This window comes from Asanoa sp. NPDC050611, assembly GCF_040654855.1.
Taxonomy (GTDB): Bacteria; Actinomycetota; Actinomycetes; order Mycobacteriales; family Micromonosporaceae; genus Asanoa.
Map to the genome: position 1 here is coordinate 1 of NZ_JBFAIU010000191.1, position 14348 is coordinate 14348.

At 72.4% G+C, this 14348-nt stretch carries 15 protein-coding genes and 2 tRNA genes; 10 read left to right on the plus strand and 7 right to left on the minus strand.

What is annotated here, in order from left to right; all coding sequences use genetic code 11:
* Nucleotides 1–89 precede the first annotated feature (89 nt).
* Complete coding sequence (locus AB0H87_RS25955) at nt 90–809, minus strand: tyrosine-protein phosphatase (RefSeq protein ID WP_360150718.1); 720 nt, start codon at nt 807–809, stop codon at nt 90–92.
* A 91-nt stretch (nt 810–900) separates the two neighbouring features.
* Nucleotides 901–1257, minus strand: a complete 357-nt coding sequence (locus AB0H87_RS25960; protein ID WP_360150721.1) for a PRC-barrel domain-containing protein — start codon at nt 1255–1257, stop codon at nt 901–903.
* Between the two features lie 282 nt (nt 1258–1539).
* Between AB0H87_RS25960 and cimA the strand changes: the two genes are divergently transcribed.
* A complete protein-coding gene (gene cimA, locus AB0H87_RS25965; RefSeq protein ID WP_360150724.1) occupies nt 1540–3126 on the plus strand; it encodes a citramalate synthase in 1587 nt (528 codons plus the stop codon).
* Here cimA and AB0H87_RS25970 read toward each other — a convergent pair.
* On the minus strand, nt 3119–4054 hold the full coding sequence (locus tag AB0H87_RS25970; RefSeq protein WP_360150754.1) for an endonuclease/exonuclease/phosphatase family protein: 936 nt from the start codon (nt 4052–4054) through the stop codon (nt 3119–3121). The genes cimA and AB0H87_RS25970 overlap by 8 nt on opposite strands.
* A 154-nt stretch (nt 4055–4208) precedes the next feature.
* On the opposite strand from AB0H87_RS25970, the gene AB0H87_RS25975 reads away from it, so the two are divergent.
* The 5 genes from AB0H87_RS25975 (at nt 4209) to AB0H87_RS25995 (ending at nt 9162) form a co-directional block, all read left to right on the plus strand.
* Nucleotides 4209–5147, plus strand: coding sequence for an aminoglycoside phosphotransferase family protein (locus tag AB0H87_RS25975; protein ID WP_360150727.1), 939 nt, complete (start codon nt 4209–4211; stop codon nt 5145–5147).
* Between the two features lie 72 nt (nt 5148–5219).
* Nucleotides 5220–6299, plus strand: a complete 1080-nt coding sequence (locus AB0H87_RS25980; protein WP_360150757.1) for a MoxR family ATPase — start codon at nt 5220–5222, stop codon at nt 6297–6299.
* On the plus strand, nt 6296–7267 hold the full coding sequence (locus AB0H87_RS25985) for a DUF58 domain-containing protein (protein ID WP_360150730.1): 972 nt from the start codon (nt 6296–6298) through the stop codon (nt 7265–7267). The genes AB0H87_RS25980 and AB0H87_RS25985 overlap by 4 nt, the downstream gene beginning before the upstream one ends.
* A gap of 20 nt (nt 7268–7287) precedes the next feature.
* Nucleotides 7288–8250, plus strand: a complete 963-nt coding sequence (locus AB0H87_RS25990; RefSeq protein ID WP_360150760.1) for a VWA domain-containing protein — start codon at nt 7288–7290, stop codon at nt 8248–8250.
* A gap of 9 nt (nt 8251–8259) precedes the next feature.
* Nucleotides 8260–9162 (plus strand): trypsin-like peptidase domain-containing protein, encoded by a 903-nt coding sequence (locus tag AB0H87_RS25995; protein ID WP_360150733.1) that lies wholly within the window; start codon nt 8260–8262, stop codon nt 9160–9162.
* On the opposite strand, the gene AB0H87_RS26000 is transcribed toward AB0H87_RS25995, so the two are convergent.
* Nucleotides 9159–10031 (minus strand): alpha/beta fold hydrolase, encoded by an 873-nt coding sequence (locus AB0H87_RS26000; RefSeq protein WP_360150736.1) that lies wholly within the window; start codon nt 10029–10031, stop codon nt 9159–9161. The genes AB0H87_RS25995 and AB0H87_RS26000 overlap by 4 nt on opposite strands.
* A gap of 65 nt (nt 10032–10096) precedes the next feature.
* Here AB0H87_RS26000 and AB0H87_RS26005 point away from each other — a divergent pair, with 65 nt between their 5' ends.
* On the plus strand, nt 10097–10711 hold the full coding sequence (locus AB0H87_RS26005) for a CGNR zinc finger domain-containing protein (RefSeq protein ID WP_360150739.1): 615 nt from the start codon (nt 10097–10099) through the stop codon (nt 10709–10711).
* Here the strand turns inward: AB0H87_RS26005 and AB0H87_RS26010 are convergent.
* The 3 genes from AB0H87_RS26010 to AB0H87_RS26020 form a co-directional block, all read right to left on the minus strand.
* Nucleotides 10708–11559: a 3-methyladenine DNA glycosylase gene (locus AB0H87_RS26010; protein WP_360150742.1), complete on the minus strand. Its 852-nt coding sequence runs from the start codon at nt 11557–11559 to the stop codon at nt 10708–10710. The two genes, AB0H87_RS26005 and AB0H87_RS26010, sit on opposite strands and share 4 nt — an antisense overlap.
* Nucleotides 11560–11625: 66 nt before the next feature.
* On the minus strand, nt 11626–12036 hold the full coding sequence (locus AB0H87_RS26015) for a hypothetical protein (protein WP_360150745.1): 411 nt from the start codon (nt 12034–12036) through the stop codon (nt 11626–11628).
* Nucleotides 12037–12091: 55 nt separating this feature from the next.
* Nucleotides 12092–12850: an SAM-dependent methyltransferase gene (locus AB0H87_RS26020; RefSeq protein ID WP_360150748.1), complete on the minus strand. Its 759-nt coding sequence runs from the start codon at nt 12848–12850 to the stop codon at nt 12092–12094.
* A gap of 94 nt (nt 12851–12944) precedes the next feature.
* Here AB0H87_RS26020 and AB0H87_RS26025 point away from each other — a divergent pair, with 94 nt between their 5' ends.
* The 3 genes from AB0H87_RS26025 (at nt 12945) to AB0H87_RS26035 (ending at nt 14046) form a co-directional block, all read left to right on the plus strand.
* Nucleotides 12945–13748, plus strand: a complete 804-nt coding sequence (locus AB0H87_RS26025) for a fumarylacetoacetate hydrolase family protein (protein WP_360150751.1) — start codon at nt 12945–12947, stop codon at nt 13746–13748.
* Nucleotides 13749–13825: 77 nt separating this feature from the next.
* Nucleotides 13826–13897: transfer RNA gene (locus AB0H87_RS26030), tRNA-Gln, on the plus strand.
* A 76-nt stretch (nt 13898–13973) separates the two neighbouring features.
* Nucleotides 13974–14046 (plus strand) — tRNA-Glu (locus AB0H87_RS26035).
* Nucleotides 14047–14348 lie beyond the last annotated feature (302 nt).

The window sequence follows — 14348 nt, forward strand, 5'->3', positions numbered from 1 at the left end:
GTGCGCCGGCCGTCCATCGTGGATGGCCGGCCGCTTGCTCTGCATCCATATACGCATCGATGGGTATATGGATGCAGAGCAAAGCGGGCTCACGGCTCCAGCAGGTGCGACCGCAGGGCCGTGAGGTCCTCGGTCGTCAGGCCCGCGAACTTCGCGTAGCCCTCGATCGAGCCGTGCCGCTCGCGCAGCTCGTCGAGGAACAGGTGCATGGCCGTCGCGGGCGAGGCCATGAACGGCGCCGGCGGCACCTCGAGGGCCGGGAGCGACTCGCGCAGCCAGGCCGAGAAGCGCTCCGAGGCCGCCGTGCTGAGCGCGTAGTCGGCCGCCACGTCGTCGTCGCTGACACCGAGCAGGGACAGCGTCAGCGCGCAGACCACGCCCGTGCGGTCCTTGCCGGCCACACAGTGCACGACCAGCGGCGCGGCCGCCGGATCCGCGATCACCTTGAGCGCGCCACCGATGCCGTCGGTGCCCAGCTCGGCCAGCTCGCGGTAGCGGTCGGCGATGAACCGGTCCAGCACGCCGTCGGCGTCCGCCGGCACCCATTCCGGGTGGTCCGGGTGGATGTGCCGGTAGTCGAGACCCGGGTAGTCGGCCACCCGGCCGTCGCGGTCCACCTCGCGCGGGCGGCGGAGGTCGATCACCGTGCGCACACCCAGGGCGGGCAGCTCGGCGGGGGAGATGCGGTGCACCGAGTCGGACCGGAACACCCGCCGCCACCGCACGGTGCGGCCCTCGTGCCCGGTGTAGCCGCCGATGTCGCGGAAGTTGAAGACGCCGTCTAGGGTGTACGACCGGTTGAGCTCCATGCCGGACACGGTAGCCCACCTCGACCAATCCACTATGGACACGAACCGGCGCCCGCCCGGGGGGATCGGGCGGGCGCCGGTGTCGACCGAGCTACATACGGGGGTTACCGCCGTAGTAGTCGCCGAGCTTGGCCCGGTAGGCCTCGTCGGTGTGGCTGTCCGCCGCGTACTCCGGAGCGTCCTTGATCTGGTCCTTGCTCCGGTCGACGAAGACCTTCTGGTCCTCGTGGTCGACGCGGTTGACGACCCCGGCGGGCAGCATGACCTTCTTGCCGAAGATCCACACGCCGGTGTCGACCACCAGATAGCTGGCGGCGACGTCGTGGCTGGCGCTGTCGATCTTGCCAATGCTGCCGTCGGTCGCCTCGACCTTGTAGCCGACCAGGTCGGAACCGGTCACGCCGGCCTCGTCACGGAACGTCCACGGATCGTAGGCGTTCATCGCCATGGAACCTCACTCCTTGTGTCGACTGGTGTAGCTGGTCGCAGAAGTTCCTACCCGACGCGGTGGGTGCGAAACGCCCCAACGAGTGATCCCGACATGTGGTCAGGTAGTTGGCGTCACGGCGTGGCCATGGCAAAGTACGGAGCGTGACACACCTCGCCCTCATTATTGGCAGCTAGCGCGCCGGCATTCGACACCGCCGAGCGCGCAGACCTCCCGCATTCGCGGGGGGTCTTTTTGTTGATGCCAGGCCCCATCGCTTTTCCGCGAAAGGAAGACAGGATCATGCCCTCCTACCAGGTGTACGACACCACGCTGCGCGACGGGGCACAGCGCGAGGGAATCAGCTACTCGGTGGTCGACAAGCTCGCCGTCGCCCGCCTGCTCGACGAGTTCGGCGTGGGTTTCATCGAGGGCGGCTGGCCCGGTGCGATGCCCAAGGACACCGAGTTCTTCAGGCGCGCCCGCACGGAGCTCGACCTCAAGCACGCGCAGCTCGTCGCGTTCGGCGCGACCCGCAAGGCCGGCGTCGGTGTCGACGAGGACGCGCAGGTCCGCGCGCTCCTCGACGCCGAGACGCCGGCCGTGTGCCTGGTCGCCAAGTCCGACATCCGGCACGTCGAACGCGCGCTGCGCACCACCGGCGACGAGAACCTGGCGATGGTCCGCGAGACCGTGGCCCACTTCGTGAAGAACGACCGCCGCGTGTTCCTCGACTGCGAGCACTTCTTCGACGGCTACCGCTTCGATCCCGACTACACGGCCTCCGTCGTGGCCGCGGCGTTCGAGGGCGGCGCCGAGCGGGTGGTGATGTGCGACACCAACGGCGGCATGCTCCCGTCGCGGATCACGGCCGCGATCGCCGACCTCACGGCCCGCCTCGGCGTCACCCCCGACCGGCTCGGCATCCACTGCCAGAACGACACCTCGTGCGCGGTCGCCAACACGGTCGCCGCGGTCGAGGCCGGCGTTGAGCACTTCCAGTGCACCGCCAACGGCTACGGCGAACGCCCCGGCAACGCCGACCTGTTCGCGGTCGTCGCGAACCTGCAACTCAAGCTGGGCCTGCCCGTCCTACCGGACGGCTGCCTGGAACAGGCGATGCGGGTGTCCCACTCCATCGCCGAGATCGCCAACATCGCACCCGACACCCACCAGGCGTACGTGGGAGCGGCGGCGTTCGCCCACAAGGCGGGCCTGCACGCGAGCGCGATCAAAGTGGATCCCCTGCTCTACAACCACGTCGAGCCCTCGGTCGTCGGCAACGACATGCGGATCCTGGTCACCGAGATGGCCGGCCGGGCCAGCATCGAGCTCAAGAGCCGCGAGCTCGGCATCGACCTGGCCGGCCATCCGACCGAGCTGTCCCGGGTCACCCAGCGGGTCAAGGACCTGGAGGCCGGCGGGTGGTCGTTCGAGGCCGCGGACGCGAGCTTCGAGCTGCTGGTCCGCGGCGAGCTGGGCGAGGTGCACCGCCCGTTCGCGCTCGAGTCCTACCGGGTGCTGGTCGAGCACCGCGAGGACGGCGCTGTGGTCTCCGAGGCGACCGCCAAGGTCCGGGTCCGCGGCGAGCGGGTCATCGCGACGGCGGAGGGCAACGGCCCGGTGAACGCGCTCGACGAGGCGCTCCGGCTGGCCCTGTCGAAGCATTACCCGGAGCTGGCCGATTTCGTGCTCGGGGACTACAAGGTGCGCATCCTCGAGGGCTCCCACGGCTCGGGCGCGGTCACCCGCGTGCTCGTGGAGACCAACGACGGCGCGGGGCGCGACTGGACCACGGTCGGCGTGCACGAGAACGTGGTCGAGGCGAGCTGGCGCGCCCTCGTCGACGCGCTCACCTACGGCCTGCGGCGCCAGCCCGCGGCTAGCTGACCGGCAACGAGAGCTCGGCGAAGACGGCGCTGTGGTCGCTGCCCGGCAGCGGCCACACCGCGAACCCGTGGACCGACAGGCGCGGGTCGACCAGGATGTGGTCGATCGCGACCGGCGGCGCCGAGAAGCTGTGGTCGATCGGGCGCCAGGTGCCCTTGAGCCCGTTGCCGGTGCCGACCGCCGCGTCGTCGTATCCCGTCGCCAGCAAGGCCCGCAGCGGAGCGTGGTCCACTGTGGCGTTGAAGTCGCCCATCAGCAGCCGGACCGGACCGTCCGGTGTGGCCGGTTGCTGGCCGCGCAGGCCGGCGAACCAGCACGGCACGTCCGACACCGACAGGGGCGCGCACGAGTGCACCGACTCGATCGTCAGCGGTGCGGCGCCGGGCAGCTTCACCGTGCCGTACGCCTGCGTGAAGCCCGAGTCGTCCTTGTGCACTCCCGTGCCGGTCAGTGGCACCCGGGAGTAGAGCCCGCCGTTGACGTGGATCGCCGGGTCGTCGACGATCCGGTGCGGCAGCAGCGCGCCGATGCCGGCCTCGTCGAACTCCGCGATGAACCCGCTGTTGAGCTCCTGCACCGCGAGCACGTCGACGCGGTGCTCGCGGACCAGCCGGACCAGCTCCGCCGCGTCGGCCTCGCCGTGCTTGATGTTGGCGGTCAGCACCCGCAGCCGTGGCCCGCCGTTGTCCGCCGCCGCGCTCGCGATCGTCCGCGGCAGCACGACGCCCGTCAGCGCCGCGAGCGCCAGGGCCGCGACGGCGGCGGCCTTCCAGCGCCGCAGGGCCAGCGTGCCGATCAGGGGCAGGACGCTCAGGCCCGCCGCGTACGGCGTGTAGGCGAGCAGGTGCACCAGGGGGCCGCGCTCCCAGCCACCGAGCCGGACGGCGGCCCAGGCGGCACCCGGCGCGACGACCAGCCAGCAGCCCACCGACACCGCGACCGACCGCCCCCGCTGGTCGGGCGCGGTGCTGGTGAGCTGCTGGATGATCGTCCGCACAGGAAGCACGCTAGCCAGCGCGTGTGAAGGAATGGTGGGCTTCCGGCGAAGATCCGTCCCACCGGCCCGGCGGTATCGTCGCCGGATGCCGGTCGACGCAGAAGCCGTCTGCGCGCTCTTCGGGCTGCCGGAGCGGGGCGCGACGCTGGTGCCGCACGCGTACTCCAGCAACCGCACCTGGCAGTTGACCGCCGGCGGCGACCGCTTCCTGGTCAAGCAGGTGCCCGAAGCCCGGCCGGTGGCGTCCGCCGCGGCGATGGCGTTCGAGCGGGAGGCGGGCCTCGCCGGCGTCGCGGTGCCGCGCCAGGTGGCTCCCGTGCGTCCCGCGGTCGGGTGTGCCGCCCGCCTGCCCGACGGCACGCTGGTCCGGGTGTCCGAGTGGGTCGACGGCCGGCCGGTCGGGCCCGGCGACGACCTGGCCGACTGGCTGGGCGCCGCGCTGGCGCGGCTGCACGCGCTGCGCCCGCTGGCCGCCGCGGAGCCGGTGGTCTACGGCATCCACCCGCTCGAGCGCTGGGCGACCTGGCAGGCCGAGGGCGAGCGCCAGGGCCGGCCGTGGGCCGCCGTGCTGGGCCGGCGGCTGCCCGACCTGGCGGGCGCGACCGGGTGGGTGGCCGGCGCGTTCGCGCGGGCCGGCGACTACGTGTTCACCCACCGGGACCTGGAGCGGTGGAACGTGCTGGTGACGGCCGCGGGCCCGGTGGTCGTCGACTGGGACGCGGCCGGCCCCGACAGCGCCGGCCTGGTGGCCGCCCACGCGGCGTACGCCTTCGGCGGTGGTCACGGCGCCCGCACGGACCGCGCGGCGGCGGCCTACCTGGCCCACGGCGGGCGCCTGCCGCCCCCGCCCGACCGCTTCGCCCGCCGGGCCGGCCTGATGCTCAGCCGGCTCGCCGAACGGCTCCTGCGGACCCTCGGGCTGGCGGATCCTGGGCCGTTCGCGATCGAGGAACTGGACCGCACGGCCACCGACCGGCTGCGGGATCTGCCGATCTTCGTGGCTGACCTGCGCGAACCTAAATGATCAAGAACAAATTGGGCTAAAAGGCTCCCAATCCCGTGCCCAACCGGGAGTCTCGACATCATGACGCCCAGCTTGCCGCCACCGTCCGAGTTCGACTTCGCGGAGGAGACGCCCGACGAGGCCTACGCGGCCGGCTCGGACCCGGCCGCCGCGCGGCGCACCTCGGCCGAGCTCGAAGAGGTGCTGTTCGAGGTCAAGCGGGTGATCGTCGGGCAGGACCGGCTGGTGGAACGGCTGGTCGTGGCCCTGTTGGCCGACGGGCACTGCCTGCTGGAGGGCGTACCGGGCGTGGCGAAGACGCTGGCGGCGCAGACGCTGGCCGAGACCGTGGGCGGCACCTTCGCCCGGATCCAGTTCACGCCGGACCTGGTGCCGTCGGACATCGTGGGCACCCGGATCTACCGGGCGTCGACGGAGTCGTTCGACGTGGAGCTGGGCCCGGTGATGGCGAACCTGGTGCTGGCGGACGAGATCAACCGGGCGCCGGCGAAGGTGCAGTCGGCGCTGCTGGAGGCGATGGCGGAGCGGCAGGTGTCGATCGGTGGGCGGTCGTGGCCCGTACCCGAGCCGTTTCTCGTCCTGGCGACGCAGAACCCGATCGAGTCCGAGGGCGTCTATCACCTGCCGGAGGCACAGCGGGACCGGTTCCTGATGCGGGTCGTGGTGGGTTATCCGACCGACGAGGAGGAGCTGGGCATCCTCTACCGGATGAGCGGCGAGCGGCCGCGGGCCCGCCGGGTCCTGGACCCCGCCCGCCTGCGCGAGCTGCAGGCCCTCAACCGCAAGGTGTTCGTGCACCACGCGATCGCCGAGTACGTGGTCCGCCTGGTGCTGGCCACCCGCGAGCCCGAGCGGTTCGGCCTGGTCGAGGTGGCCAAGCAGCTCGCGTACGGCGCCAGCCCGCGCGCCACGCTCGGCCTGGTCGCCGCCGCCCGCGGGCTGGCCCTGCTGCGCGGCCGGGACTACGTGGTGCCCGACGACGTCCGTGAGCTGGCCACCGAGGTGATCGCGCACCGGCTCGTGCTCTCGTTCGACGCGGTCGCGGACGGGGTGTCGGCGGAGTCCGTCGTGGAAAAGCTCGTCGACGTCGTGCCCCCGCCCCGGCTGGCGGCGGAACCCGACGCGGAGCTTCGGGGACTGGCGGCGGCATGACCTCCCGGGCGGCCGCGGCGACCGTGCGGGAGCTCGCGCCCGAGGAGCGGCTCCGCCGGCTGGAGCTGATGGTCACCCGGCGTCTCGACGGCATGCTGCAGGGCCAGTACCTGGGGTTGCTGCCCGGCCCGGGGTCCGAGTTCGCGGGTTCCCGGGAGTACCGGCCCGGCGAGGACGAGGTGCGCTGGATGGACTGGGCGGTGACCGCCCGCACCAACACCCCGCACGTGCGCGAGGTCGACGCCGACCGCGAGCTGACCACCTGGGTGCTGGTCGACGGCTCGGCCAGCATGGACTTCGGCACCGCCGAGGTCGAGAAGCGCGAGCTGGCCGTGGCCGCGGTGGCCGCGGTCGGGTTCCTCACCGCCGGCGCGGGCAACCGGATCGGCGCGCACGTGCTCCGCCAGAACGGCATCCGGCGGGTGCCGGCCCGGACCGGCCGCGAACACCTCCAGGCCCTCCTGCACGACCTGCTCGGCGCGGGGCGGGAGGAGGCCGGCGCCGGCCTCGATCTCGCGACGGCGATCGAAGGGCTGCAGCGCTCCGCGATCCACAGGGGACTCGCGGTCGTGGTGTCGGACTTCCTCGACGAGACCGAGGGCGGCGAGTTCCGCTGGGAACGCCCGCTCAAGCGGCTGGCCGCCCGGCACCAGGTGCTCGCCGTCGAGGTGACCGACCCGCGCGAGCTCGAGCTGCCGGACGTCGGACTGATCACGTTCATCGACCCGGAGTCCGGCCGGCGGCGCGAGGTCTCCACCGGCGACCGCAAGCTGCGGGAGCGGTACGCCGCGGCGGCGCGCGAGGAGCGGGCGGCGGTGGCGGCGGGCCTGCGCCGCAGCGGCGCCAGCCACCTTCCACTGCGGACGGACCGGGACTGGGTCGCCGACATCGTGCGGCACGTGCTCAACCAGCACCGGCGGGCGGCCGCCGCGCCCGCTCGCCGCCGGCCCGCCGGAGGTGCCCGGTGAACGGTGGCGGCGTGCCGGACGTGGCCTTCCTCAACCCCGGACGGCTCTGGCTGCTCGTCGGTGTCGCGCTGCTCACGATCGCGTACGTCCTGATGCAGCGGCGGCGCAGCCGGTACGCGGTGCGGTTCACCAACCTCCGCCTGCTCGACCGGGTCGCGCCGGCCCGCCCGGCCTGGCGCCGCCACGTACCCGCGGCGTTGTTCCTGTCCATGCTGGCGCTGCTGGTGGTCGGCTTCGCCCGGCCGACCGACGACGTGCAGGTGGCCAAGGAACGCGCGACCGTGATCATCGCGGTCGACGTGTCGGCCTCGATGCTGGCCACCGACGTGCCGCCGGACCGGCTGCGCGCGGCCAAGGACGCGGCGCGCGAGTTCGCCGACGGCCTGCCGCGCCACTTCAACGTGGGCCTGGTCGCGTTCGCCGGCAACGCCACGGTGGTGGTGCCGCCGAACACCGACCGCGACGTCTTCAAGTCCGGCGTGGACCGGCTCGACGAGACGACCGCCGGGCTGGGCGGCACCGCGATCGGCGAGGCGATCACCACGTCCCTGGACGCGATCCGCAGCATCGACGCCCGGGCCGACAAGGACCCGCCGCCGGCCCGGATCGTGCTGCTCTCCGACGGCGCCAACACCTCCGGCCGCGACCCGGACGAGGCCGCCGACGAGGCGGACACCGCCGGCGTCCCGGTCGACACGATCTCGTTCGGCACCACGGCCGGGGAGATCGCCCGCCGCGGTGGCGTGGCCATGTCGGTGCCGGTCGACGGCGAGACGCTGCGCGGGGTGGCCGAGAAGACCAAGGGCAGCTACCACGAGGCCGACTCCAAGGAAGAACTGCGCGCGGTGTACGCCGACATCGGCACCTCGGTCGGCTACGTGAAGGAACGGGCGGACGTCTCGGCCCGCTACATCGGGCTGGCGCTGATCATCGCCATGCTCACGGCGCTCGCGTCGATGCTCTGGTTCTCCAGGATCCCGTGAGGAGGGGCGATGACGACGACTCCGACGAAGCCACCCGGCCTCGGCGACCCGCGCGGCCCTGAGTACGTCTCGCCCGACCTCGACCTGCTCGACGGCGACGGCCGGTCGGGCCTGCCACCCGGCGGCCGGCGGCGGTCGTTCTCGACCGCCGGCTGGCGCCGGGCCGCGCTCGTCGGCGCCGCGGTGGTCCTGGTCTCCGCCGTCTCGGGCGGGCTCGCCGGCGGCTTCGTGGCCCGCGAGGACGGCGGCGCCGGCGCGCAGCCCTCGCCGACGCCGAGCGCGCCGGCCGGCGGCGTGCCGGGCGACATGATCGCCGCGGCCAACAACACGCTCGCCGGTGTGGTCTCGGTGGAGGTGCGGGCCGCGGACGGCAGCGCCACCGCGGGTTCGGGCTTCGCGATCGACGGCAACCAGAACATCGTCACCAACGACCACACGCTGGGCGCCGGCGAGCCCAAGGCGGTGTACGTGGAGACGCCGACCGGGCGGCGGATCCCGGCCACATTGGTCGGGCGGGACCCGGACCGCGACATCGCGGTGCTGAGGGTGCCGCCGAACACGGGCCTGCGCCCGCTGCCACTGGCGAAGCCCGGCACGACCCAGGTCGGCGAGCCGGTGATCGCGGTGGGCACGCCGCTCGGGCTCTCGGGCACCGTCACCGCCGGCATCGTCAGCGCGCTGGACCGCGTGGTGAAGCTGGGCAAGGGCCGCAGCCAGACGGCCATCCAGACCGACGCGTCGATCAATCCGGGCAACTCCGGCGGGCCGCTGGTCAACGGTCGCGGCGAGGTGGTCGGCGTGAACACGGCGATCGCGTCGCTGGAGGGCGGCGGCTCGATCGGGATCGGCTTCGCGATCCCGATCGAGCAGGCTTCCCAGGCGGCCGACCGGATCATCGCGGGCGGCGGCTAGCTCCGCTCCAGGTGGGGCGTCAGCCAGGCCTGCCGGTCGGCCCGCGCCGCCGCGTCGAGCTCGTGTCCCGCGTCGGGGTAGAGGCGGTGGTCCTTGGGGCGCTCGGCGAGCGAGACGAGCGTGCGCCGGGTGGAGTCGGGCACGAAGAAGTCGGGCTCGGCGAACTGGAACAGCACGGGCACGCCGCCCCGCTGCGCGACGAAGTGGATCGGGTCGACCCGCTCGAAGAGCTTCTCGTAGGCGATCGTGGCATCGCCGGACAGGCCGAGGAAGAACGTCGCGAACCAGTTGCTGAAGGTGGCGTCCACGTTCATGGCCACGACGGCACTGACCCGGTCGCGGTCGGCGGAGGCGAGCAGCAGCCCGTACATGCCGCCGTAGTCGTGGCCGACCATTGCGACCTTGTCCACCTTGGCCCGGGCGGTCAGCAGGTCCAGCCCGACGCGCAGGCGGACCGTCTGTGCAACGACGTTCGCGACGTCGCGGCGGTCGCCGACCACGTCGACCGACCACGGGAAGGTCAGGTCCGGCAGCAGCGCGACGGCGCCCTGGCGGGCCCGCGCGACGGCCTCGTCGAGGAACTCGAGGCGGCTGCTGGTGGGGTTGGGTGGCTCGAACCAGTGCAGGTAGAGCAGTGCCGGGTAGTGGCCCTTGCGGGCCGGCTCGACGAGGTAGGCGCGCACCGGCTCGCCGGCCCGCCCCTGGTAGGTGATGTCGCGGACCAGCACACCGCCGCGGTCCTCGACGCCGTGCTCGGTGATGGTGACCGGCCCGCGCCGGTAGGGGAACGGATCGGTGCCACCGGCGGACGCGGCGGACCCACTCAGCAACGCGGCCGCGATGAGCGCAACTCCTAACGATCGTGACATCGAATACATGTTAGGAACGGTAAGGCGCGGACGTTTAACAGGTCAAGACCCTTAGACTCGTTAGGGTGTTGAGCGTCGAACTCCGCCCGGCCCGCCCGATCGCACACGCCCTCGGCGGCCGCCTCTGCCTGGCCCTGGTCAACAGCGTGCTCTGGCGGCGTTCCGCGGAGCCGATCGAGCGGATCGGCTCCTACGCGGCCCTGGCGGGCTACGTACGCGACGCGGGCGGCATCGACGACGCCGCCCTGGCGGCCTGCGAGGCGGAGGCGGCGGCGGATCCCGCCGGTGCGCGGGCGGCCCTGGAACGGGCGCTGGGGCTGCGGGAGGCGCTGTTCCGGCTGTTCTCCGCGGTGGCGGCGGGCGCCTCACCGGACGGGGCCGACGTGGCGGCGCTGGACCGGTCGTTCCGGGCGGGGATGCGGCAGCTGCGGGTGGGCGCCGACCTGCGACCGGGCTGGACGGGGCTGGACGTGCCGACCTGGGAAGCGGCCACGGACGCGGTGGCGGTGCTGGGCTCGACCGACGGACCGCCGCTGAAACAGTGCCCGGGCGAGACGTGCGGCTGGCTGTTCGTCGACGAGAGCCGCAACCACAGTAGACAGTGGTGCGACAGCCGCATGTGCGGCAACCGCGCCCGCGCCCGGCGCCATTACCGCAAGCAGCGCGAGCAGGTGGGCTAGAGCGCGCCGACCGCCGCGAGCAGGCGGGCGCGCAGGGGTGCGGCGCGCTCGGCGAACCCGCGCTGGGCGGTGGCGTACTCGGCGCGCCCCGTCGGGGTCTCGACCCGGACCGGGGGATAGCCCAGGGCGGCCAGGTCGTACGGGCTCGCCCGCATGTCCAGGGCGCGGATGTCGCGGGCCAGGGCGAAACAGTCGGCCACGAGCTCGCTGGGCACCAGCGGGGACAGCTTGTAGGCCCACTTGTAGAGGTCCATGTTGGCGTGCAGGCAACCGGGCTGTTCGAGCTCGTGCTGGCGGTCCCGGGCGGGCGTCAGCACGTTGAGCGGGCGGGCCGCCGGGGTGAAGAACCGGAACGCGTCGAAGTGGCTGCAGCGCACGCCGCGCTCCTCGACCACGGCCGCGGTGTCGGCCGGGGAGAGCCGCAGCGGCCAGGCGTCGTGCCGGACCTCGTGCTGGGTCTGCCGGTAGACCATGGCCCACTCGTGCATGCCGAAGCAGCCCAGCTGGGCCGGGCGGGCGGCGGTGTTGGCGAGCAGCGTGCGGATCCAGGCGATCGAGTCGGCGCGCCGGGCGCGTACCGCGTCGATGTCGACCGTCACGCCCACGGGCCCGGCGGTGTAGTCGCGGCCCAGTTCCGCGACGGTGGCGCCGGCGAGGGCGACGCCCGCGCCCGGATGCCAGCGGCGCAACTGCGCGGGGCGGTGGGAGTAGTAGGTGAACAGGAAGTCCTCGACGGGATGGCGCCGGCCCGCCTTGCGGCGGTCCAGGTGCGGCCCGACCCACCCGTCGACCCGCCGCTCGTGGGCGTGCCGGCGGGCGACCCAGGCGGAGCGCTCCAGAACCGTCACCCGCCCAGGGTAGCCAGCGGTGGCGCCGCGTCCTGAAGTGTCCGCGGCGCCACCGTGCGGCTCTGGTCAGCCGCCCAGGGCCGACCGGATCTTGTTGATCATGGCTGTTTCGTTCTCGCTCACGCCGCCCTGCGCCTTGGCGACCTGGTCGCAGACGTTCATGATCGTGCTGCGGAAGTTCTGCTGGTCCTGCGGGTTCTTCTGCAGGATCTGCATCGACTGCTGCAGCATCGACATGACGTTGTTCTCCATGTCGGCCTGGGAGCCCTTCGGCATCTTCGGCATGCTGCCGCCGCCCTTGAAGATGTCCTGCATCTCCGGGGAGGCGCTGCGGAGCGCCTTGGAGCCCGCGAACATCTCCTTGATCGTGCTCATGATTCCGGGATCGGACTTCGAGACGAGCATCATCGCGCCCATCGCCGAGTTGCGCAGGGTGTCGCGCTCCTGGTCGGTGTAGCGCATGGTTTTGTCAGTCATGCCCAGATCCTGGCTTGGCCGGGTGCCCCCAGGTGCGTAAACCGAGCAAGGTCTATCAGCCGGTTTTCCGTCCGAGGCCGCCGTACCATCCGGCCGGTCCCGGGTCTCCCGGCGGCGCCGCCGGGTGCCAGGCGCCGACGGCCACCACGCCGGGGCCGACCGGCCGGAAGCGATCGAAGATCGCCGTGATCTCGGCCCGGCTGCGCGGCCGCACCAGGATCCCGGCGGCCGCGTAGAGGCCGGCCACCCGGGCGGCCCGGTCCGGTGCCTGGTCGGCGCTGGCGTGGCTGATCGCGAGGTAGCTGCCCGGCGGGACCTGGTCGTAGATGGCGGCGACGCCGGCCGCCGGCTCCTCGACGTCGGGCACGAGGTGGTAGACGGCCAGGGCGAGCACCGCGACCGGGCGCCGGAAGTCGATGTAGTGGCGCACGTCGCGGTGCCGCAGCACCAGCTCCGGGTCGCGCAGGTCGGCCTGCACGACGGTGACGTCGGGGTTGCCGATCACGCCGACCCGGTTGTGCAGCACGGCCAGCGGGTCGATGTCGACGTAGACGACCCGGCTGCCGCAGGCCATCTCGTGGGTGTTGCGGTGGGTCGGCAGCCCGGCGCCGAGGTCGAGGAACTGCCGGACGCCGAGGGTCACCAGGTGGTGCACGACCCGGCCCAGGAAGGCGCGGTTGGCCCGGGCGGCCAGCGGGACCTCGGGGCAGGCGGCCGTGACCGCGTCGGCGAGCCGCCGGTCGGCGCTGCAAGCCCGGTCGCCGCCCAGGTGGTAGTCCCACATGCGGGCCACATTGGGTTGCTCGTCGCGCACCGCGAACCTCCCCGTCGCCTGGTGCAGACCTACCTAGCATGGCAACTCCGCCGCCGCCGGTGGGGACAGGCTGTGCGACGGCTAGATTTGTCGCGTGCGTATCGCTCTGTTCGCCCATTCCAACGGGCAGTCGTTCGGCGTCGTCGAGGGTGAGACCGGCGCGGGGCCCGGCGCGCTGACCGTGGCCGAGATCGAGGGCCTGCCATTCGGCGAGATCAAGTTCACCAACCGGCGCTGGGCGCTGGCCGACGTGCGGCTGCTGCCGCCGATGCTGCCCCGCAAAATCGTCGCGGTCGGCCGCAACTACGTCGAGCACGCGTCCGAGCTGGGCAACGAGGTGCCCAAGGAGCCGCTGCTGTTCCTCAAGCCGCCGTCGTCGGTGATCGGGCCCGGCGACCCGATCGAGCTGCCGATCCAGTCGAAGCAGGTCGAGCACGAGGCCGAGCTGGCCGTCGTGATCGGCGTCCAGGGCGCCCGCCGGGTCGACCGCGCCGGCGCCGAGCGGGCCATCTTCGGCTACACGTGCGCCAACGACGTGACCGCGCGGGACCTCCAGCGCAGCGACGGGCAGTGGACCCGGGCCAAGGGCTTCGACACGTTCTGCCCGATCGGCCCGTGGATCGAGACGGACCTCGACGTCAGCGCGCTGGAGGTGCGCTGCGAGGTCGGCCGCCCGCCGGAGGAGCTCGAGGTGCGGCAGCTCGGCAACACCCGGGACATGGTCTTCGACATCCCGACGATCGTGTCGTACGTCTCACACGTGATGACGCTGGGCCCGGGCGACGTGATCCTGACCGGCACGCCGGCGGGCGTCAGCCCCATCCTGGCGGGCGAGACGGTGTCGGTGCGGATCCAGGGCATCGGCGAGCTGACCAACCCGGTCACCGCCATCGAGTGACGTCGAAGCAGGGGGTGGCCGATTTGGTGGTCGCCACCCCCTCCGGTAAAGTTCTCACTCGGCGCTTCAAGCGCCATTGGGGTATGGGGTAATTGGCAGCCCAACTGATTCTGGTTCAGTTAGTCTAGGTTCGAGTCCTGGTACCCCAGCAACGATGCCGAGATGGCACCGGCGCTGGACTCTGGTAGAGTTCCGCTCCGTCGCCACCGCGACATCGGAAGTCCTGGCCCCGTCGTCTAGCGGCCTAGGACGCCGCCCTCTCAAGGCGGTAGCGTGGGTTCGAATCCCATCGGGGCTACACAGGGCAACCCCTCGAGATCTCTCGGGGGGTTTTGCTTTTCCAGGATCAGGCCCGGCCTTCCCCGGGTCCGCGGTGGTCCGGACCGCCGCTCCCGCCGGACACCGCTCGCTTCGCTTCGCTGCCAGGTCCGCGGTTGGTCGCGGACTTTTGTCCACGTGGGACACGCTTGCTCTGCATCCATATACGCATCATCCGGCGCGGGTGATGCGTATAGCCCCGAATACACCATCCACTGAGGAGCAGAGCCACATGGACACGCTCACCCGGCGGAAGTTCCTGATCGCCAGCGGCGTGGTCGG

Bases quoted from the DNA above. Each gene is read 5' to 3' on its own strand.
- AB0H87_RS25955 (WP_360150718.1), bottom strand. From the start codon at position 809: ATGGAGCTCAACCGGTCGTACACCCTAGACGGCGTCTTCAACTTCCGC.
- AB0H87_RS25960 (WP_360150721.1), bottom strand. From the start codon at position 1,257: ATGGCGATGAACGCCTACGATCCGTGGACGTTCCGTGACGAGGCCGGC.
- cimA (WP_360150724.1), top strand. From the start codon at position 1,540: ATGCCCTCCTACCAGGTGTACGACACCACGCTGCGCGACGGGGCACAG.
- AB0H87_RS25975 (WP_360150727.1), top strand. From the start codon at position 4,209: ATGCCGGTCGACGCAGAAGCCGTCTGCGCGCTCTTCGGGCTGCCGGAG.
- AB0H87_RS25985 (WP_360150730.1), top strand. From the start codon at position 6,296: ATGACCTCCCGGGCGGCCGCGGCGACCGTGCGGGAGCTCGCGCCCGAG.
- AB0H87_RS25995 (WP_360150733.1), top strand. From the start codon at position 8,260: ATGACGACGACTCCGACGAAGCCACCCGGCCTCGGCGACCCGCGCGGC.
- AB0H87_RS26000 (WP_360150736.1), bottom strand. From the start codon at position 10,031: ATGTCACGATCGTTAGGAGTTGCGCTCATCGCGGCCGCGTTGCTGAGT.
- AB0H87_RS26015 (WP_360150745.1), bottom strand. From the start codon at position 12,036: ATGACTGACAAAACCATGCGCTACACCGACCAGGAGCGCGACACCCTG.